Below are 22,074 nucleotides of genomic sequence, written 5' to 3'. Positions count from 1 at the left end.
CCCCTATCAGTTTGGTCACAGTTAACAATTATTGAGAGTATTCCCCCGATATTAAGTTACCAATTAAAAGTGCTTTATATCATAAAACATTCTCTATGAAAAGTGTGTTTGCTAAACTAAGGGGAATAGCAAGAGGACAACGCGCGTTGCGACGTTGTATAGTTTTGTTTCTGTGTAAATTACTGGTTATCAATTATTTAAATGGATAAACCATAGTAGTTGAGAATTTAGAATGAAGTGGTTTGCGGCAAACGGCCCGAAAACCCCCATAAACACGGTAGAATTTGCGGCAATCAACTATTTAGACAATTGGTTTGGAAACTTTCAGCAACATACGGTTCAAGAAGGATACGGCGCGGCAGTTCCAAACCTTCTCCAGGCAGTTTTTCAATACCCATACGGAAGCATTGCAAACAATGTTGGATTTCTTTATTTACAACGAGATTTCTCCAAAGGAATCTTTTGGTCCCAATGGTAGGACCATCGCCGAACTGATCAAGAAAAGGTTCAATGCCATGGCCGCCATGATGAAGAACATAGAAATGCACGGGGTGCTCCCGACCAAGGCCATGTTGGAACTGCTTTTCGAACACTCGCCCCAGAAGAAACAGGGGCAGGCCCCTTTGCTTATGGAAGGAAAGAAGGCAGATCCTGAACGGGATATGTTCTTTAAAAAGGTGGAGGAGGCCATTGTCATGGAAAGGAATTACACCAATCTTAAGCGGGACTTGAGTCAAATAAGGACTGAATTTATAAACCTTCTGGACAAGGTGGAATTGGTAAAGAGCAGCTTCGGAAAGCCCAGGTTGCAACTGGATATGACCCCAGAGGAGTTCGAGCAATTGAAAATGAAATTAAAATCAGAATAGCATTATGTACATCAGTATTACCAAGCAACATTTGGACGCCACCTTTTCCCAAAGTTCTTCGGATTATGTGGCCTATCTGGAAAAAGAGAACGAGGGCAAATTGCCCGAACATCAGGAATACTTTTTTGACCAGTACAATGAAAGGATCCCACCCGAACAGGTCATCAAGGAAATAGACGGCAACACCGCCAAATTAAAAAAAAGGGAACCCAAGTTCTTTGCCCTGACCATCAATCCCAGCCAAAGGGAATTGAGGCATATTAACAACGACCCGGAGCTACTCAAAAAATACGTAAGGGAGGTTATGAAGGATTATGCGGCTTCCTTTTATCGCGATACCCCGGTGGCCGTGGAAAGTATCAAATATTATGCGAAGATAGAATATGAACGCACCTTTAAAGGATTTGACAGAGAGGTCAAGGAGAACCAGGTGTACCGTGCGAAGATAGTAAGATTGGAAAATGAAATCCGTATGGTGGAACGTGGGGAGGTTTCCGGAAATGTTAAGGCTATGAGGAAGGAAATTGATAGGCTAAATGCCCAAATCCCACACCGCATTGATGGACAGGTAGTGGCACAGGGAATGCAAAAGCCGGGATTGCAGACCCATGTCCATATCATAGTGAGCAGAAAGGATGTTTCCAACAGATTTAGTCTTTCTCCCGGGAGCAAATACATGGAGTCGGAGTCCAGACTCAACGGCAAAATGGTCAAACGTGGTTTTAAACGGGACCAATTTTACGAAAATGCTGAAAAAAGGTTCGATACCCTCTTCAAATACCAACGGAACTATGTGGAATCCTATAGTGCCCGTAAGACCTTTGTCCAAGATCCCAAGATCTATTTTGCACATCTTCTGGGATTGCCCACAAACGAACGCAGTGCCGCACTTAAAATAATGGGTGCCGCCGGGGTGCATGTCCCTAAGCTCAATATTCCCACGAACAAGGTTGAAGCTGCCCTGCAGGCCATTAAACAGTTCAAGAAAGCTGTTGACGTGGCCAGATCCTCCAGTTCCATAGGCATTTAGGGATTCAATAAAATGACAACGGTTAATATCTGTAATTCAAAATGTGGGCTATGGTACTTATCTCAATTGGAATCTATGCATTGGCCCTTGAGGTGTTTTATTTGTCCTATCTGAACTATAAGCACGCCTTTGCCCAGAATGTAATGATCCTAATACTGTTGGGAGGAGTTCTTCAATTCATACATGGCTGGCAGGTTTTTGCAAAAATACTGCTGTGGTGGCTGTTACCTTTTCAATTGGTCAATCTCGGTCTATATATCGGCTTCAATTATCACTTCGGAATTCCTAAAAACCCTGAAAAGTTCAAGGTCAGATTCAATCTGCTGAACGGTAGTCTGGTACTTAAGAATATCCGAAGGGGTGCCTCTATCATAGGGTCGGCCGGAAGTGGCAAAACGGAAAGCGTGGTCTATAGTTTTCTAAAACACTTTAGTCAAAATCAGTTTACTGGAGTCATCCATGACTACAAGGATTTTGAGATTACTGAAATGGCCTATCCTCTTTTTGGCAAGGCCGATATTCCCTTTCATATTATCTCCTTTGACGATATCCATAGCCGGGTAAATCCCATTGCGCCCCGGTATATGACGGATGAAGAAAGCGTTAATGAGATTTCAAGGGTACTTTTGGAAAACCTCTTGGAACAGCGGGAATCCATTGTCATGGGATCTTCCAAATTCTTCAACGATGCCGTTGAAGGACTATTGGGCGGGTTGATCTGGAAATTGAAAACTGACTATGCGGAATTTTGTACCCTGCCACATCTCATTGCCACCTATCAATACCTGGATACCGAAAACCTGATACATTTTCTGAGTTCCAATTATACCTCCAAGGCCATGGCGGATGCATTTATCTCCGGAAAGGATTCCGAACGACAGACTGCTGGGGTGATGGGTACCCTGGCCAATGCACTTAAAAAAATAAGTACACAGCGTATCTTTATGGCCCTTTCGGCCGATGAAGTGCCCTTGGATATCAATAACCCTGAGCACCAATCCGTAGTTTCTATAGTGAACAATCCCAAATTTGAAACCGCCTATTCCCCTGTAATAGCTACGATAATGCATACCATAACAAAACAAATGGGCATTCGTGGGCGTCCACCCTCTTTTATCCTTATGGAGGAAGCCCCTACCATTCGATTGCTCAATATGCACCGCATTCCGGCTACCTTAAGAAGTTATGACATTGCCACGATTTATGTGCTCCAGGACAAGATTCAGAACGATATGATGTACGGGGACAAGGCCAGTAGGGCCATTTTGAGCAACCTTTCCTACCAGTTCTTTGGGAAGGCCAACGACCCGGATACCGCCCGATATTACGAACGCTTTTTTGAAATCGTTAAACGGCCGACCATGAGTGTGAGCAAGGGAGAGAATACCCTAAATTTTGATACAAGGATTACCAAAGGGGAGAGGGAGGCAAGCAAGATCCGGGCGGAGGAATTTTTTAGGTTGAAGGAAGGGGAGTTCATCGCCTTCGCCGATGGTAAGGATAAAAAAGTGCGTTTTCCCAAACCTAATATTGTCAAAGGTCTTCCTGAGCCTAAATTCCAAATCGGGGATGGGACCATAAAAGCAAACTTCGAGCGGATCCATTTGGATGTTAGGAGGTTCTTGAATTTGAGGTAGAAACTTCATTTTGTAGTTGTCATTTGTCTTTAAGGTTTTCATAAGGCCAGGGGAAATATAAAGGCCGGACTGAGGGAGCAATTGGTGTTTGAAAGATCCTGTGTATTGGTGTATAGGAACATTAATCTCCCGTAAAATTCTCACCAATCAAACCTCTTTGGTTTAATCGGGTAAAAACCAATGTGCCTTATTATGGTTCTCCAGTGGGAGGCTGTTAATGCATAGTGGGACGAAGGTGTAGGCTATTATATGGAAACCTTTGAAATTGTATGGTTTTACTATGGTGGATATTGAAATAATTTTTATACATTTCTGATAACCAAATAATTGACTTCCTGCACTTTACTTCCCCTGGCTTAAAAAGAGTGGTAAACCTATTGTGGCTTATTGCACTTTTATTGAATTAAAACTTAATTCTAAATAAATATATGGATTCAATAGTTAAATCTCAGGGATTTGGGTTTGCGATTTATCCCTCGGTCAAATTAAAAGGTTACAAAAAAAATAAAAAGGGTGAAATCACTTTTGGGTTTCTCAAGGAATTATTATTCGGCGACTATTTGAAAGTTTTTAAAAATGCCGATGGTAGTGTTGTGAAAAAAGAAATAAATGCTCGAGAGTATATTAAAGTGAGAGCCAGAAATAAAACGGGTTATATTTTGCCAAGGGAAGTTCAGCCTAACAGGATTCTAGAAGTGAATTTTGTAGATATTGGTCAAGGAGATGGATGTCATTTGGTTACTCCCAATGATGAACATTATATTATCGATGCCGGTAAAGATGACAATATGTTTAGATTCCTTGCCTGGCGATTCAATTTAAGGTATGGAAATACCAGCCCACCTAAATTCACGGCTATTATCAGTCATTCGGATGAAGATCATTATGGTGGATTTAACAAATTATTTACTTACCAAAAAAATTATAAACAGTTGCTTCGTTTTGAGAAAGTATTACACAACGGAATGATTGAAGAGAGTGGATCACACTATAATACTTTGGGGACAATAGTAGCGGATAATCAAGGAATTGAATATATCACGGATTTGTGTGATACACACGAGAGCTTTCAAGAACGGTTGAAAAATGCCAAAAAACCAGGCAGATACCTCAAATTATTGGAAAAGGTAAATGCACCAATAGAATCCCTAAAACTGGATGACGGTATTATTTATAATGAAGATGGATTGAAAATTGAGGTATTAGGTCCAGTAGTTCGGCAAGTTCAGGGAAAAGATGCATTACCAGTTCTAGATAGTAATAAAGGGCGTACGAAAAATGGCCATTCCATTGTGCTGAAATTGTCCATTGGCAATTTACATTTACTTCTGGGCGGAGACCTAAACTCCACTTCAGAGGCTTATCTTTTTAATTGTTTTACTGGTGCGGACATCCCTAGTTTAAAAGCAATTATCAAAGACCCCGATTCTAAAAAAGAGGATGTAGATAGATCACGGGATGAAATCGAAGAGGCTATTCAAAAAATGCGCAAGGATTTCGAAGTCGATATTGCGAAATCCTGTCACCACGGTAGTGCTGATTTTACCAATGAATTTATGAGAGCACTTAATCCTATTGCCACGGTTATCTCTAGTGGGGATTCTGAACCACATTGCCATCCTAGGCCGGAAACTCTTGGTGCTATAGGCAAATTTAGTCGTGGGGACAGACCTTTGATTTTTAGTACCGAATTAGCCAGATCTTCCCGAGAATTTATCGACACTACAAAATTGTCCACCTATAAAAAGAAGGAACGTTTGGTTACGGTCTATGGGATGATCAATGTACGAACAGATGGTAATAAGACAATCATTGCCCAAAAATTGGAAGAACCTAGAGGTAGTGCAAATTGGGATATCAATAAGCTTGTTTGGGATAATTCTACAGGGGAATTCAAATATGTAAATTGAGCAAAATCTAAAATTTTATATAACATTTTTACCAATAAATAGTTATGAAAAAATATATTATTTGGATATTCATTTTAATAACGATATCATCCAATGCACAAGAAGGCCAAACTGAATCTGTTGAAAAGTTTGATTACAAAGTAGACGGTTATGTTATAATGGAAAAATTTGATCGTGATAAAAAAGAAATCATTTTCGATAAAGAAAAATTTGAGGCCGGTCACTTTCGATATGAAATTATAGGCAAGGCAAACTATAAAAAGGATAAACAGGACTTTGATTATGTTATGGTTAAGATTTTAGGATTTAATTCCAAGCATTGGAAAGTAGATCCAACTACTAAAAAATTAAGAATTTACAGAACGACAGAAGATATAGAAAAACTAAAAAGGAAGAAATCTACTAAACAAGGAGACATACCACATTGGAGTGATTTTAAAGATAATATTGGGTACTATTCTACTGAAGTAGATTATAGGGAGGATTTCATAGATATTACGGATCAAGAAACCATTTTTTGGATGAAACAAGAAAAATTTGACAACTATGTAAATGATGGTTTTATTAAAAAAAGATATTATTTAACACCTCAGGTTACCTATGGAGCTTCCTTGACCTTACCATTTAAAATTAGACCGTCGATTGATACCTTAAATATGAAAATAACTCCTGAGTTAGCTATAGGTGGATATTTGGGAATGAGGGGTAGACTGAATCGGTATAAAAGCATTTACTGGTATGCTCCAGTAGTAACTGCTGGAGTCACTACAATTGGTATTAATGCCAACAATACCATTAGTGAACAAAAGATAGAGGGTACTGAAGACGGATTAATATTTGCGAGAACATTCAGCCTCGGTTCTTTCGTAGAGTTTAATAAATTTCAGATTGGAATTGTTCTTGGTTGGGATAAAGCAGGCGGCGAAATCGGTAAAAATTGGATTTATAATGACCGGTTATGGTATTCATTTAGTATTGGTTATAATTTTTTACGTCAAGGAGAGAAATAACTTAACTCAAAAAATGAAAATTTCCATTTATAAAGCCATTATTAATAATACGGCATGTATGTATTTAAAATATAGTTTTTCAATTGGAATTGGAAATAAAATTCGTCAATTATGAATATTTTATTACTTCAATTTTACCACGAAATCCCTATTTCCCTTCCTCTCTTCCAATTTCACGACTAGCTTTTCACGTGCTCCCAAAGTAAATTTGGGATACACACATACAAACTGTACTGACTGGTCCTTAAGAACCACTGTTGGCCTTTGAAACTGAAAGATAGGGGATAGCAGCAATTCCTGATACGACGACTTGCGTTTACTGTTGCCGTTCACTTTGTACAGGTTCAAAGTATTGATCTCGAAATCGATTTGGGAACCGTTCTCAATTTCAAAAACCACGTAAACGTCATTGGCAAAATAGATACTTTTCGTCATTCGAATAGTGACTCCATCCTTATATTTTATCTGATCAAAGGGCCTGGGATTTCTAAGCAGTTGTGCGCAGAGTTTTGGATAGTCCAAAGCTTTATCCGAGTTTGGGATGGTGTCTAAATCTACTGTAGACATTTTTTGATGTGGCAAAGTGGTGGCACCGGTCCTTTCATGGCCGATACTGTCCGAGTTATCAATGAAATAATTCAGCTTTTCTAGCTTTTGGGAATACCGTAGCAAATAGGAATAGACCCCGCCATTCTGGGTTACCACCAAAAGATTGCTTTCGCCACCCGGAGTGGCCTGTAGTAGTCCAAAGTACTGTGCTCTCTCCCTGTTGAAACTAAAGGCATAATTGGAGGAACCTGTTACCCCTTGCCGAATGGGATCGGGAAAGAACAACGATACCGTCATTTGTTCGTTGGCATATATAGTGTCGATGGCCTTTGTAATTTGCGACTTCCCGGAGTAAATTATGGCCAGGAGACCGAACAAGGATATATATTTTTTCATAGGTGTATGGATTTATGGCCCCTTGGGCGACTTTAATATGAGTTTGTAATTGTTGAGTACGGCTACTTTTGTTCTTCGATTGTTACGTTGGAAGACTTTTTTGACACCGCCTACCTGGGGCACCCCGGCGATATTGATATCGTCCAGGACATCGTCGACCACCTCATTAGTAATTTCGCCCTGAAAACTGTTCTCCACATAGATGCCCTCCAATCCATCCTGAAGATCGAAGGCCTTCAGTTTTACGGGAATGTGGTCTATATTATCAATTTTTAGGAGTGTTCGGTTGGGCCCAAAACTGACGATGCCATATATCAAAGTGTTTTTGGGGATCTTTGTTTTGCCCAATTGTATTTCCTGAAGTAGGCGCAGCTGCAATCGGCTGTTTGTCCTTACCACTTGGTTGCCATCCACTTCTACTTTAACAACCGGGGGATCGGGAACAAAGGAAACGGGATCTGGTATCGGATCGGCAGCAAAAAAGAGTTGGTGTTCCAATGCCAGTTCCTTGGTGGAAATGGGATGCTCAGTTTCCTCTGCAATTGTATCCCTTTCTACAGTTGCAACCACCTTGGGTCTGGAGGGTTGCAGATTTCGGTAGCTCTTTTGGGAATAATCTATCCGGCCATGGCTGTAAATGCTGTCCACAATCCTCTGTTTATCCCTGTCCAAAAAATCGGGATCATATAAACCTGTGGAATCCAGCAACCTTTCATCGTAAATACTGGGTGCGTTTTTGACCCGTTCTTCGGGAATATTGTCCACCGCCTCCAGTTTGGAGCGGTACTCCTTTTGCTGCTCTTCCAATTCAGGCACTTCGGTCTTGTCCAGTGATTCTCCGGATTCATCCCCTTTGTCCATGACCAACATGGCATATCCCACAATGAACAGTACAATGACCAGGATTACCGAACCGAATACGATCTTGTTCCTTTCAATTTTCATCCTGTACCTTTTTTAATGAGTTCTCGAAATAGTCGGTGATCAAAAGTCCATGGGTGTTCTTGGGAAAGTTCCTGTCCACATGGATCAAATTACCGGAGGTTACCAGTTCATAGGTGTCGGTTACCTGGCCCCGATTGATCTGGAACAGGGTAGTGGTACGAAAAGTATAGGGCTCTTGGGAGATCTCTATCTCGGATTCGATCTGGAGTACCTTCTGTACCAGGGAATACTGTAATAAACGGTTATAGACCCCGTCCGATTTTTTCTGTCTGTACAGGGCATCCACCGAGCTGTTGCCCAACCAAAGCGCCTTTTCCAAGTTCTTTTCGTAGTTGCTCGGGTCTATATTGTAGAAGTAAGTGTGGAACAGTTCCAAATGGGACAGGACTTCCACCCCCAGATTTTCTTTTTGGGAAACCAATTTCAAGGGTATCACGTCCCCATCGGTGTTGACCATAAAGACTTTGTCGACGGTTTCCCTGTGCATTTTTAGCATGGACAAGATGGCTACGACACAGGTCACCGTCGTACCAATGACCATTGACCAAACGATGAACCGATTTTGGTCAAGGACTTTGTAGATATTTTTATAAGGTGTTTTCATTATTGCGTTTTAATGGTTTTTAGTGAAGGCCTATATACCGCTGAACAGTTTCAAAGTAAAAGAGATGGCACGCCGGTACAATTTGAATTTCAGGAACACTATAAATCCTATGGACCCCAATTGTATCAAGGGCGCAAAGAATAGGCTCCCCCAGTCCGTTCCGAACAGGTCGGACCAAAAATTGGTGTTCACCTCGGTATATAGCAGGTTTATAAATACATTGACCAGGAAAAATGCAGGTACCACCATATATACCCCCGCATAGAGCTTAAAAAAGTTATAGGCCATGGACCTGAACTTTTCAAAAACGGCCAGGCTGATGACCAATGGAAAAAAGGCCTGCATGATCCCCAACAGAAAGAAACGTTCCGCCAAGAACAAGGGATAGATGAACAGGTCCATCAACCATAGGAAAAGGCCGATAATGAAGGCCAAGATCTTTAGGCCGAACAAGGGGGTCACCAAAGCCTCGTACAATAGGGCCATGGCCTTTTTGGCGGCCTCGATCGCCCCCACATCCTGTTCAATGTCTATTTCCTGCATCTGCAAGGGAAGTAGGGCAGGGGCCGTGTCCCTATATTGGGACTCGATGGCCACCAGAATGGAGTCGAAGACTCCCAACACCTGGGTAGAAAAAATGACTATGATCACTACCGCAAAATTCTTGGCCAGTTCGGCTGGGGTCAATCCCCAGGTATAGCCTTCATTGTTGGCCACACCTTCATTGTACTTTTTTAGGATATTGATCAGAAAGAACAATACCGCAAGGGTCTTCATTCCGGTAATGGTGTACTGGGAGAAATCACTGTTTTTGATGGTCTGGAAAACAGTGTCCACATATTCCAATCCTATGCTCAAAGCCACTCCTGACATAAATCAATATTGGGCCTTCCTGCCGTTGATAACTGCCTGCATTTCCCTAAAGGCAATGATTTCCCGGTAGCGCCGTGTCTTGGACTCTATCTCGGCCACCATTTCCTTGGACTGCACTTCCTTTTCCTTGAGGATTGCTGCCCGTTCGGCATCGGTCATCCTAAGGTTGTCGCTGGACAGCACTTCCTCTATGTAATCCATGCCCGTCAAGGAGTTTTCGATGATGTCGTTGAACGAATCCGAGATACGGGCAACTTCATCGGGCTTGATATAGGGAGAGCTGAAGATCTCCCTCAGATCGTCCTGTACGATATCGAAAAGGCGCTGGTTGCTATCGGCCAGTTCCTTAACGGCCTTTAGCTGTTTGATGACATCGTTGACCTTGTCCACGTTCTCTTTCTGTTCCTTTAGAAATTTGACGGTCTTCAACAATTGGGAGGTCTGTTTGCCGGATTCCAACAAGGATTTCATGAAGGAGATGAAATTGGTGTTGTCGTATACCGGCATTCCTTGGCAGGCAGCGCCTGCAGGCAATAAAAGGGCGAAGGCCAGTGCAATGCCCAATGTTCTGATTTTCTTTTTCATCATGTTACTTTTTTTGTTTTATAAATTCAGTTATAGCTTTCTCCATATCATTGGTCTTTTCATAAAGGGCCATTATGGCCTCGTTTTCTTCGCCATCCGTTAGATAGGCGGCATAGACTTCAGGGGGCACTTCCAGCCGGAATATGTTGCTTTCCTTCCCTATCTTGATGAACATTTCGGTGTACTTTCGCGGCCCGGAAAGGTTGTTCTTTATGGATTTCAATTGGTTCAGGTCGTGGCTGGACAGGTTAAGCCTGTTCTTAAGTTCCCCATATCCCTTTTCGTTGTTCAGGCTATAGATTACTTGGGTGTTTTCCAATATGCTCGCCGAAGTGGAATTGTTGGGCAATTGGTTGATGGATTGCAGGATGATCCCTATGGACCCGTTCTGTTTTCGGATGGCCTGATAGTAGAATTCCACACTCTCCAGTACATTGTCGAATTTGAGCTGTTTGGCGAACTCGTCGAACAAAATGATACCCTTTTCAGCTCGATTTTTCCATATGGTGCGTTGGATGGCGGACTTGATCAGTTTGAGCATCACCGAAAGGATTTCCTTATTGTCCTTCACCTCGTCCAGCTCAAAAACGATCAATCTCTTGTCCTCGATCTTAAAGGTCTGGTCCTCGCTGACCTCGAACAGGAAGCTGTACAGCCCATTGCCGACATATTCGGACATGATGTGAAGGAAGCCGGGGATATTGAAGTAATCGGCCTGTATATTAAGCTGATCCAACAAGCTGTTTTGATGTTCCTCTATAAAATGATAGAAACTGTCCAGGGAATGGTTCTTTTTGACCATCTGATAATAGTGCAACAGTATTTTTTTAATGGAGACGGATTGGGTCTTGGTGGCCTTTAGCTCGGAGGCCAACAGTTCAAAAAGAAATACGGACAGATCTTCCAAACGTTTGGGGGTAAGATCTTCAGGATTGTGAACGTAAAACGGGTTGATTCCCAGGTTCTTACCGCTCTCATATCTCAGTACGGTGTATTGTTCGGGATAGAGCTTTGCAAACTTGGTGTATGATCCTCCAAGGTCGATAATGACCAGACGGACGCCAGCCTCGAAGTATTGCCGTAGGATATTATTGGCCAGAAAGGATTTGCCCTCACCCGTTGGGGCGAAAATGGCAAAATTCCGTGCTTTGATCCGCTTTTTCCTTTCATCCCAGACATCCTTTAGTACAGGGATATTGTGTTCCCGGTCGTTGAAGATGATCCCTGTAGCATCCGATTTGTAGTTGCTGTGGTTGATATACAGGCACAGGGCATGTTTCAGGTCGGTCACATAAAGATCCTCGTCAGAATAATTGGGGGAGAAACAGAAATAACTATTAAGGATATAATTTTTTCGTTCCTCCCCCCTGGGGTAGTAGGGGACAATATCAAGTTCCTTGAATTCTGTCCTTATTTTTGAACCTATTTTGGCAAGGCCTTTGGCTTCGGGTTGCCAATAGATGACATTGAGATGTCCACGAATTATCCGAGAGTTGTCATCGTTATTGATCTGGTCAAGAATCTGTTGGACTTTTGCAAGAGTTACTTTGTTATGTGAACCAAAATTGGAACTTTTCTTAAGCTCCTCGATCTTCTTGTCCAACAGCTTACGCCATTTATGTTTTTCGTCCAGGTAGATGATCTGGTTTACGATATGGTTCTCGTCCAATGCGAGGCCTATTCCATCAATAAACCCTTGATGGAACACAAAATCGTCCGAGGTAAACCGTTCATTGGTCTTGCTGCTCTGGACATTCTCCCCAAAGCAAAGCTCACTGTTGATGGCCAAAACATCAAAGAGATTCTCCCCGATAGAAATCTTGGACCTGTCCAAAAGGATGTCGGTGTCAAAACCCTCGTTGAACCCATTGAAATAATCGTCGGTTATGGATAGGATTTCCTTTTCGGCCAAAGGAACGAACAGCATTTTGCGACTGTTGTTGATAAAGGAGACTGAATCGTTTACGGAGTCCATAAAACTTTTGATCTGATCGTCCATTTGCCGGGGAATTCCTTGGGGCACTTTTCGGAAAGGATTCACATATTTGGCATTGTTCAAGGCTTTGTTCTTGGTAAGAATGAAAAACAGAAAGCACCTATGTTCTATATACTCCCGACCTTTGAAATGCAGATGTGTGGCCTTGCCCAAAAAGGTTGTATTGGGTAACTGTTCAGAAGTGTACTGTTTCTTTAAATAAACATCCTGTTTGTGGATTACACATCCGATGGGCAACGATTTGATAACTTGAAACCAGGTGCCATGGATATCCTCAAAATCCTTCTCCGAAAGGGAATGGATTTCCGGCAAGGAACCCTCATAACATAGGATTACATTGCCGTTATTGGCGAATACGACATTTTCCTGTATATACGCAATGGGATGGTTTGACGATATATTAATCTTGTCCATAAGTAAAAAAGGAAGATTTCTTGTTGCTGATGATTTTTGGGAATACCCTCCAAAAAGTTATTGGTCTGGGGTTGTTCGTAATCCTGATCAAGGCTATATAAAGGCCCGCATTGAATACCAAAACAACCATGATCATGGCAAGACTGAATGAGAAAATGATGACCATTAAAGAGCCGACCACAGAAATCATCTGAAGGGCAAAAAATGAGATGGACAGGCCGAATATCATGGCCTTTTTTCGGATGTTGCGATATACCTCGAATTTTCGCATTAGACCACTATTCCAATTAAGTAAGTAAAGATGCCCACTACGGCACCTGCGATAAGGACAAAGACCAGTACCCTGGTAATGCCTTTTTTAAGGTCTGAATTTTCGCCAAAGAAATGGCCGGCGTTGAATAGGAAACCAATAAGGAAAATGACACCTAGGATAATAGGGAAGATTGTTCTGATGGTATCCGATACATCATTGACAGAGTCTTCGATTCCCCCGATTTGTGCAAAAGTTGCCCCCGTCGTCATAAGTAAGAGTAAGAGCGTTTTAATTGGTTTTTTCATGACTGTTCGTTTTTTAGGCTCTCCTAATAATATTGGAAAGACCAGTTGATAAATTATTCGTTATGGAATTTCCAAAGGATGGTAGAAATTGATGGGAATCGAATAAATTTTAACAGTCAAAAGAGTTAAAATTTCATGTATTGAAGACGATAAGCGGAAAACGATGAAAATTGTGCAACACGCACTTTAAAATTCGTACAGTATGAAGCATTTTTGGATAGTTTGCCTTTGGATGGGATTTGCCCTTTTTTGTAATCCCACACTGGCTCAGGGAAACAGACGACAAATGGTAATCCTCGACCCCGGCCATGGAGGAGTGGATTCAGGAGCAATCGGAATTAATGGGATAATGGAAAAGGATATTGTTCTGGAGGTTGCCAAGGAGGCAATACGCTTGAACAGGGAACTGTTTGGAAACACCTTGGATATCTATTTGACTAGATATAATGATACTTTAATTTCTTTGAGTGATAGGACCAACTTGGTCAAGATTTTGCAACCAGATTTTTTTATTTCTATTCATTGTAACCAGGCTGATAGGAGGGAAGCCCAGGGAATTGAAGTCTATGTGCAGCAACCAAATTCTAAAACTAATATTGAACTACAGTCCAAATCCGAAAAATTGGGGGAAGCATTATTGTCGGAATTCTATAAGGCTTTGGGATTCAAAATTAGGGGAATGAAATATGCAAATTTTCAGGTACTCCGAGAAACCCAATACATTTGTCCAGGGGTGTTATTGGAAATTGGTTTTTTATCTAATAGGGAGGATGCGGAACATAGTAAGAAGAAGGCGAATATTAGGGGGTATGGGATGGTGATAGTTTTGGTAGTATTAAAAATAATGGTGCTGGAATAAAAATAAATAACCATTGCATTTATAATGAGGTTATTTATTTTATTATAAGTTATTGATTGTAAGTTAAGCCGGTTATATTAAGAAACTGTTTGAACCCATCGACAATGACTTATATCCATTTAGAAGTCCTGTAGCGCATCAAAAGGCGGTAAGTAAACTATGTTGAACTATTTTATAAACAGAAGTACAAACGCATCTGCAGAATCTTTCAATGCTAGAATAAAAGCTTTTAGGGCCCAGTTTAGAGGCGTTAGAAATACAGAATTCTTCCTATTTAGATTAACTCAATTATTTGCATAAATATCCAAATACCCAGAAATCGTACTTGATCCCTGCTGACTCCATAACGAACTGAAAGTACAATTCATAAAAAAGGGAAGAGATAAGTATCCCTTCCCTTACTTAAACTAACTCAACTTACTAAATAAATACAATAATAATTACATTGCACAGGTATTAAACTCATATGGAATTAGCCATAAAATAACAAGGATTCTTTTCGACTTTCCTTATAAATGCTTATATAAATTGAACTACCAAGAAGATTAAATCGACCAACTTAATATTGCTCATTTCCATTATTATTAATTGATGCCTTTACGACCAATTAAGTGGTACAGAACAAATTGTTCTATACAAACATAGTGGTAGTTTACTAAATATAAAAACATACATAGCATAGTGGTGAAAATAGTGTTAACTTCGACGAATATTGTGTAAAAGGAGCTGATGACTAGAGGTTTTTTCTCAACAAAATTGTCATTCATGTCATAAATGGATTATGTGCACCTTATATTTTCATTTGGTGCATTTTGTATTTTATATGTAATCAATCGAATCCTTGAATTTAATCTCCAAGATTATAAACCGTGTTTTGTATGGTTCCTTTGACTTCTTTTCCCGAGTGGTCATTTAGCTTAAAATTAACTTCCATCTGCCAAGTTGCCTTTATTCCTGGTATTTCCATGTTGATGGTTTGTTGGTCTGGGAGAAGTGTTATCCTCTTGACGTACAATTCTTTTTCATTGTAATGTTCGGAACCGTATTCCCTGCTTCGCTTCAGATCCCAAGTTTTGACCGTATAATTGTCAATATTTTGTGCGGATTTTGGGTCTAGTCTTGTAGCAAATTTTATAAGCAATCCCTTTTGGGAGGCATTAAGTTCAATGGGAACGAACACTGGTTTACCGGAATACTTTATTCTATAAAGTCCCCCTGGCTCTATCATTTGCTGTGTTCCCCAAGCTGACATCCCGCAAACATAGAGCTGGCCATCCAAAGGATTGAACCTTCCCCTCATAATGCCCGTGGGAAGGTCTGGAATTGGCAGTTGAAACAACCCTGCCTGTCTTTGGCCGTTTACATTTTCATATGGAACAATAAAAACTTGTCCATATCCATATGACAAACTTAGCAAGCTGCCATTAAGTGGCCCCCATTGTTCACTGTCTACCCACAATAACTCTGCAGGTGAACGATCCATTTTTTTGTCTACCCAGGCCATGGGGGCTATCATTGCCAGATCTGAACTATCTTTTGGTGGGCTGTATCCGAACATATTTCCATAAAAACCTACTTCTTTATTTCTTTCCACCCAGTTAATCCGGTTCATTGGGTTCCAATGCCCTTCTTGATCTGTAACCAAGAAACTACCGTCAGGATTAATACAAACACCATTTGCTGCCCTAAAGCCGCTGGCAATTATTTCTGTACTGGACCCATCCTTTCTGACCTTCAGTAAGGTGCCGTGCTGGGGTACGATGGCTTCCCGGGCATGCCTTGCACTTTTTGCATAATATAAATTACCTTCTTGATCCGCTTGGAGGCCCATAGCGAATTCATGAAAATGCTCTGTTACTTGGTGATCATTGTTAAAGCACTCATAGAAATCCGTTTCTTCATCGTTGTTCAAATCCCTTAGTAGTACTATTTGATCCCGGCAGCCAACAAATATTTGATCTTTTATCACTTTGATTCCCAAGGGCTGGAACAGACCTGAGGCAATTTTTTTCCAATATAATTTACCACTTTTTTCTAGGAGTCCTTTTACCCGCCAGACCTCTCCTTCTGTGGTGCAAACAAAAGCACTGTTTCCATCCGCCATGAAATCTATCCCGCTCATTTTTATTCTACTATTCCACTTATTTTCTTTGGGTGCTGAGAGGACATCTACAGAGAACGGGCCTTCTGTATTAAGTGTTATGGTTTCTGTGATAATCTCCTTATTATAATGTGCTCTACCCCCAGTTGTGAATTTTTGAAGTGATATCGGGACAGGTGCTATTTTCGAATAAGCACCAAGGCCTTCTCCTAATTTGGAGATGAGCAATTTTATCTTGATTTCTCCATCTGAAGGAGGAACCGATAGAACATGAAAACCATTTTCACTTTTTAGTTCCGCCTGGGTTCCAATTAAGGCTACATTAACATTCTGGGGTGCGACCCTCATTTTTAGGTCTTGTCCGTTACTCGTTATATTTAGTGTCCTTGTGAATATATCAGTGTCATTGTAGGATTCGATTCCAAATTCTTCCAAAATATTGGATTCACCGATGTCATAGGATAAGATTATATGGTCCTCATAATGATATAGGCCTTTATATTTACCCCATTTTTTTGGCAATGGTCCAAATTTTCTGCCATCCCTAGCCTCGAACCTAGGATCTTCAAAACCACCAGATATTGGATCTGCCCAACCAGGTCCGACAGGGTTGTCGAAGTGTAGTTCGCCCACCGTACGAGGTGCAATGCCATGTTTTCCGTTTAGCAGTATCCCATTCCAGTCAATGAAACCATTTCCTGTCCAGCCCCCAGCTAGCCTAAACAAGTCTTCATCAAAGACGACCCATGCCTTGCCCTTTGACACACCGCCCTCTCCTTGGTCCAAACGAATTGCAATGCCCTTATAGGCCATATTGGCATTGGAAAAATCTTGATCTATTAAGGGGGCTGCCTGCCCTTTGAAGCGCTCTCTTTCCGGGGCGTCCTTCTCGACTAATTCATAAGTGTTTATTAGAAAGTTGCCGTAATCCATCGCTGCCCAAGGCTCTTTTATTTTGGGTTCTGGGCCTATGGAATCCCCTTCTGGCAGACTTTCGAGATATGCGTGGTGCACAATGGAATACTCATCTTTGTTATGATTTTTTATGAATTTCTCTCTGATAAAATGAATAACTTCATGTTTTTCCTTAGGGGTCAGATCCACCTGTGGGGGCATTAAGCCAAACCCTTTAGTGATGGTCTGGTACATGGAATATGGATCGTTCCCGACTTTGAATTTTTGGTTCCAAAACTTATGTGCTGTGGGGAGCGAAGCCTCATCGACCATATTCCCATGGCAGTTGTGGCAAAGCTTTTGATATGTTCTTTCTCCATTCTTATAAGAATTATCGTTTAAACCTTTGATCAAAGTCACATGGTCAATACTATTTTCATAAGGTTTTAATTGGCTATTATCCAATGTAAATTCAACTCCTTCGTGCCATTTTTTTTCAACGCAACCCAAGAAAATGATTACAACGGCCAAAAAAATACATGACCGGGGCAAACCAAGATTTGGAATTCTTGATTTTCTGGAAATATTTTTCATTTGTTTTATAATTTATTGGTTTTTATCACTGTTCCTCAGACTTTTTTCTTTTTATAAAAGCTTTTGGAGTTAATGCATAATGCTTCTTAAATACCCTACTGAAGTAACTAGGCTCATACCCTATTTTATATGCCACTTCCGAAACCGTATAACCTTCCTGTAAATAAATTATTGCATTATCAAGTCTAACTTGCGTAATATATTCCAATGCGCTGTGACCAGTAATATCTTTCATTTTATTGTGCAGTAATGACCGGCTTACCCCAGCTTCTTTAGCTAACTTATCAACTGTAAAGCCAGGATCCTCAGAATTTTTTTCGATTAGTTCAGTGATTTTTAAAAGAAATTCCTTTTTCTGGTTGTTATGGGGAGCGGCATCTTTTTCAGCTAGACTTGAAAAACGTTGGTATAGACTTTCGTTGGAGTCCAAAAGATTTTTTACCACTAAATCCAATTCCGTAAGATTAAATGGCTTGGACATATAAGCATTGGCCCCAAAACGAAGCCCTTTGAATTTGTTTTTATCACTCGTTTGACCTGTCAAAAGCAAAAAAGGAATGTGTCTGGTCCTAGGAGATATCTTAACGGATTTACAGAAAGAGAGTCCATCCATTTGAGGCATTCTTATGTCAGATATTATGACATCTGGAATGGTCTTGTTCATTTTTGCCAAGGCAACCTTACCATTATTTGCAGTCATTACATCATAAACTGGAGAAAAATGCTTTTTTAGAAAAATCAATAACTCTTTGTTGTCCTCAACTATTAAGAGTTTGAGGTCTTTTGAATTTTTAAAGCCGTTTTCCTTTTCTAAATTGTTATTATCGACGACCAAATCAACAGGGATGTCCATTGATTTGTTGCCATTTATTGGCTTTACACTCTGGTCTTCATTAAGATAGGTTATAACCGGAAGATAAATTTGACATGAAGTTCCTTTGGTAGGTTGACTTTTTATTTCAATTGTCCCTTGCAAGAATTCTACGAGACTTTTAACCAAGGCCAATCCTATTCCTGATCCCGATTTTCCATTATCATTTTTTGTATTGGTATAAAATGGTGCATAAAGTTGTGCCTGATCTTCTTCGCTGAGTCCAATTCCGGTATCCGATATCTTGATGTTCAAATTAACCTTCTTGTTTTCTGTATCACTATGCTCTGATATGATCTCAACTTCCATTTTTATTGTGCCACTGGCATTAGTATTTTTAATTGCATTTGATATTAAATTGGTTATTATTGTTTCCAATTTTTGAGCGTCAAAGTAACAGGTCGACTCAACAGTATTAGAGGTAAAAATGGATTGTTGGTCCTTGCTTTTAAAGAGTGGCTCAAAGGCATAAAAGGTATCTTTGAGAAACAGTATAATGTTGCCTTTGCGAAGCTCCAGTTTGGCATGGGCGGTTTCCATTTGTCTGAATTGCATCAATTGTTGGACCAGTTGATAAAGCTTTTGCGCATTTTGTTTTATTGAAAGAAAACCATCGGCTTGGACAGAATTATTGGAGGAAGATTGTACCAATTTTTCAATAGAAGCAATAATTAAAGTTAGTGGTGTTTTAAACTCATGGGAAATAAAAGTGAAAAAATTCAGCCTTTGCCTATTGATTATTTGCTGCTTCTCCTTTTCAATTTTTTGTAATTCGATGGCCATGTTTTTATTCTGGATAAACATTAGAAACCTATAGTATGAATAAATGGAGCCTAAAATTAAAAGAGCATATAAAGCAAATGCCCAGTTGGTCTTCCAGAATGGCGGGAGTATTCTTATAAAGATTTGTCTTTCGTTGATGTCATGTCCCACACGGGTGTTTTTAAGATGGAAGGTGTAATCGCCATCGAACAAATTGGTATAAGTGGCACTAAGGTTATTGCCAACATGGTTCCAGTTTTCTTCATAACCTTCAAGGTAATAGGAATAGGAATTATTGCCTTCAGAGAAATAGTCGATGTTTACGTATTCAAAAGTAAATGCATTCTCATTATGCTTTAATATCAATGTGTCGATTCTGTCTATATGAGCTCTTAATGGTGAGTTATCAGCTATCTTTACGGTTTTATTAAATAGTTTGAAGTCTTTGAAATGTAGGTTTGAAACCGATTTAATTGTTCTAAGGCTATCTGGGTTAAAATAATTGAGTCCATTTACTGAACCAAAATACATCCATCCCGCTTTGTCCTTAAGGAAAGACTTATAATTGAATTGATTGGTTGAAAGACCGTCCGAAATCGTAAATGTATTGATCAGAGCAGTCTTTGGGTCATAAAAATTCAAACCTAAGTTGGTTGATATATAATATCCTTTTTCTTTATGATGTAATACTCCGTAAACACTGTTATTAGACAAACCGTCTTCTTTTGATAGAGACTCGAATGTTCCTGAAGAATTGTTCCATTTATGCAATCCTCCTTTATATGTGGTAAACCAAAGGTCTTGATTTTCATCTTCATATGCAGCTAGGATTTCATTATCGTTTAGACCTTGGCCATTTGCAAAAGGGGCAGTGAATTGTGTTATTCTATTTGTTTTTCTTTCAATTTTGAACAATCCCGATCTAGATGTACATACCCATAAATCCCCTCTTTTGTCAAATATCATATCATTAATGAACTTGTTCTTGAAAATTTGCGGTTTGTACAATGTAAACGAATTTGATTTATAATGAAATATATTCAGGCCATATTGGGTGCCTACCAATATCTCCTCGTTGTTGAGTTGAAGAAGAGAATATACATGGTCATTTGAGATGGATGTTGTATCTAGAATATCATTCTTGTATATCTGAATATTCCCTGTTTTTATATTATAATGATTTAGACCCCCAAGAAAAGTTCCAATCCAGATATTGCCATCGTGATCTTCTAATAAAGCATGGGTATTATTACTACTTATTGAATTCTCATTGTCCTCAATATGTTTTAGGTATTCAAACTGGTTTTTTTTGTTGTCATAAATAGTGACACCACCATCCTCGGTTGCTATCCAAAGTTTACCATCGGTATGCTGTATTATCTGACTAATAGCCTTTCCGCCAAGCGAACTTTTCAAATCGCTAGGTAACATTTTATAAAAACCATTTGTGATTGGTTTGGAATAATTAAGACCCCCGAAATAGGTCCCGATCCAAGCTATTCCTTCTTTACTAAAGAATAGGGAATGGATAGATTTGTCTGAAAGACTTTTGGGGTCGTCATGAAAGGTTTGGCCATAATGTTTGCTAGAGTTACCGGCTTTGTCATATATAAACAAGCCAAATTCCGTTCCTATCCATAACTGATTATTCTTATCCTCAGCTATTGCACGTATGACATTGGCCTCCAGCTGATTTGACATTTTAGTAAACTGAACGTTTTCGAAATTGTCGGATACTGTATTGTATTTAAAAAGTCCTTTAAGGGTACCTAGCCAAATTACACCTTGTTTATCCCTGAACAGAATGGGGTCCAAATAAAATCCACTTAAACTCGGAGAGTTCGGTCTACTCGGGTAATGGTACTCTTTTAACACCTCCCCGAGTTTATTGATCATTAAAATTTTTTGATCCAATGCCACAAAATAAACATTGGATTTATAATTGGAGATAGCCCTGACATTGACATTTTTCAATAACTCAGTGAATGTATCGTTGTTGTTTATGATGAACAGGCCCTTTTTGCTGCAAACGAAAGCTGTACTGTCAATTGAATTATAGAAATTATTTACCGAACCAATGGTCTGGTCAGCTTCATCAATGAGTTTGAATCTATCCGAATCCGAATCAAACTTGTATACGCCACTGTTGGTGCCAACATATAAACTCTTCCCTACATTTAACAAGGACAATATTTCCTTACACTTTGGAATAAAATTGTCATTGGGATAGTTGTCCACTGTATAACCATCATATTTATCCATTCCTTCAACTGTAGCCATCCAAATAGCTCCATTGACATCTTGGGCTATAGCATTTACATAACTATGGGAAAGACCTTGTCTAACTGTTATTTTTTGAAAATCTATAGTTTGGCTACTTATATCAAACCAATGCAGTAGGGCAAAAATAAAAATAAGAAATCTTCTATATCCAATTATTAGTGGCATTCAAGTTCGCTTTTGATCAAAAGTAGTACTGATAATTAGATTTATAAACTAAAATTCAATAATTGAACAAATGTCCTGAATTAAAAATCAAATGTACATATCTACAGTTGAAATAAGCATTAATCTTGTTTAGGATTTTATGTACTGATATATAGGTGCTTAGATTCGA

The 22,074-nt window shown here is 39.8% G+C and carries 16 protein-coding genes and 1 pseudogene; 7 read left to right on the top strand and 10 right to left on the bottom strand.

Going from position 1 to position 22,074, the window contains the following annotated elements; all coding sequences use genetic code 11:
- Window positions 1-314 precede the first annotated feature (314 nt).
- The 5 genes from QSE00_RS10820 to QSE00_RS10800 all read left to right on the top strand — a co-directional run bounded on the left by QSE00_RS10820 (window position 315) and on the right by QSE00_RS10800 (window position 6,456).
- Window positions 315-869, top strand: coding sequence for a BfmA/BtgA family mobilization protein (locus QSE00_RS10820; RefSeq protein WP_286105962.1), 555 nt, complete (start codon window positions 315-317; stop codon window positions 867-869).
- Between the two features lie 4 nt (window positions 870-873).
- Window positions 874-1,899, top strand: a complete 1,026-nt coding sequence (gene mobB / locus QSE00_RS10815) for a MobB family relaxase (protein ID WP_286105961.1) — start codon at window positions 874-876, stop codon at window positions 1,897-1,899.
- Window positions 1,900-1,949: 50 nt separating this feature from the next.
- A complete protein-coding gene (locus tag QSE00_RS10810; protein ID WP_286105960.1) occupies window positions 1,950-3,536 on the top strand; it encodes a type IV secretory system conjugative DNA transfer family protein in 1,587 nt (528 codons plus the stop codon).
- A 428-nt stretch (window positions 3,537-3,964) separates the two neighbouring features.
- Entirely contained in the window at window positions 3,965-5,446 is a 1,482-nt protein-coding gene (locus QSE00_RS10805; RefSeq protein ID WP_286105959.1) for a ComEC/Rec2 family competence protein, read from the top strand.
- Between the two features lie 44 nt (window positions 5,447-5,490).
- On the top strand, window positions 5,491-6,456 hold the full coding sequence (locus QSE00_RS10800; RefSeq protein WP_286105958.1) for a hypothetical protein: 966 nt from the start codon (window positions 5,491-5,493) through the stop codon (window positions 6,454-6,456).
- A 123-nt stretch (window positions 6,457-6,579) separates the two neighbouring features.
- On the opposite strand, the gene QSE00_RS10795 is transcribed toward QSE00_RS10800, so the two are convergent.
- From QSE00_RS10795 to QSE00_RS10760, 8 genes are read right to left on the bottom strand one after another with little or no spacing between them, the layout of a single operon-like run.
- Entirely contained in the window at window positions 6,580-7,401 is an 822-nt protein-coding gene (locus QSE00_RS10795) for a DUF4138 domain-containing protein (protein ID WP_286105957.1), read from the bottom strand.
- Window positions 7,402-7,413: 12 nt separating this feature from the next.
- The gene (gene traM / locus QSE00_RS10790; protein WP_286105956.1) at window positions 7,414-8,346 is read right to left on the bottom strand and encodes a conjugative transposon protein TraM; all 933 of its coding nucleotides are present in this window, start codon (window positions 8,344-8,346) and stop codon (window positions 7,414-7,416) included.
- Window positions 8,336-8,950, bottom strand: coding sequence for a conjugal transfer protein TraK (locus QSE00_RS10785; RefSeq protein ID WP_286105955.1), 615 nt, complete (start codon window positions 8,948-8,950; stop codon window positions 8,336-8,338). The genes traM and QSE00_RS10785 overlap by 11 nt, the downstream gene beginning before the upstream one ends.
- Before the next feature lie 30 nt (window positions 8,951-8,980).
- A complete protein-coding gene (locus tag QSE00_RS10780) occupies window positions 8,981-9,823 on the bottom strand; it encodes a hypothetical protein (protein ID WP_286105954.1) in 843 nt (280 codons plus the stop codon).
- A gap of 3 nt (window positions 9,824-9,826) precedes the next feature.
- Window positions 9,827-10,408: a conjugal transfer protein gene (locus QSE00_RS10775; RefSeq protein WP_286105965.1), complete on the bottom strand. Its 582-nt coding sequence runs from the start codon at window positions 10,406-10,408 to the stop codon at window positions 9,827-9,829.
- A 4-nt stretch (window positions 10,409-10,412) separates the two neighbouring features.
- Complete coding sequence (locus QSE00_RS10770) at window positions 10,413-12,818, bottom strand: TraG family conjugative transposon ATPase (RefSeq protein ID WP_286105953.1); 2,406 nt, start codon at window positions 12,816-12,818, stop codon at window positions 10,413-10,415.
- A complete protein-coding gene (locus tag QSE00_RS10765; protein WP_286105952.1) occupies window positions 12,805-13,089 on the bottom strand; it encodes a hypothetical protein in 285 nt (94 codons plus the stop codon). The genes QSE00_RS10770 and QSE00_RS10765 overlap by 14 nt, the downstream gene beginning before the upstream one ends.
- A complete protein-coding gene (locus QSE00_RS10760; RefSeq protein WP_286105951.1) occupies window positions 13,089-13,376 on the bottom strand; it encodes a hypothetical protein in 288 nt (95 codons plus the stop codon). The genes QSE00_RS10765 and QSE00_RS10760 overlap by 1 nt, the downstream gene beginning before the upstream one ends.
- A gap of 202 nt (window positions 13,377-13,578) precedes the next feature.
- Here QSE00_RS10760 and QSE00_RS10755 point away from each other — a divergent pair, with 202 nt between their 5' ends.
- Together QSE00_RS10755 and QSE00_RS10750 are read left to right on the top strand one after the other, a co-directional pair.
- A complete protein-coding gene (locus tag QSE00_RS10755) occupies window positions 13,579-14,235 on the top strand; it encodes an N-acetylmuramoyl-L-alanine amidase family protein (RefSeq protein WP_286105950.1) in 657 nt (218 codons plus the stop codon).
- Window positions 14,236-14,394: 159 nt separating this feature from the next.
- A pseudogene (locus QSE00_RS10750) lies at window positions 14,395-14,535 on the top strand (transposase); the annotation flags it as partial.
- Window positions 14,536-15,082: 547 nt separating this feature from the next.
- Here the strand turns inward: QSE00_RS10750 and QSE00_RS10745 are convergent.
- The gene (locus QSE00_RS10745) at window positions 15,083-17,824 is read right to left on the bottom strand and encodes a DUF6797 domain-containing protein (protein ID WP_286105948.1); all 2,742 of its coding nucleotides are present in this window, start codon (window positions 17,822-17,824) and stop codon (window positions 15,083-15,085) included.
- Between the two features lie 25 nt (window positions 17,825-17,849).
- Complete coding sequence (locus tag QSE00_RS10740) at window positions 17,850-21,905, bottom strand: hybrid sensor histidine kinase/response regulator transcription factor (RefSeq protein ID WP_286105947.1); 4,056 nt, start codon at window positions 21,903-21,905, stop codon at window positions 17,850-17,852.
- Between the last annotated feature and the right edge of the window lie 169 nt (window positions 21,906-22,074).

Source organism: Arenibacter flavimaris (assembly GCF_030291335.1).
Lineage (GTDB): Bacteria > Bacteroidota > Bacteroidia > Flavobacteriales > Flavobacteriaceae > Arenibacter.
Note: the sequence above shows the minus strand (reverse complement) of the source record. Positions and strands in the feature narration are given on the sequence as shown.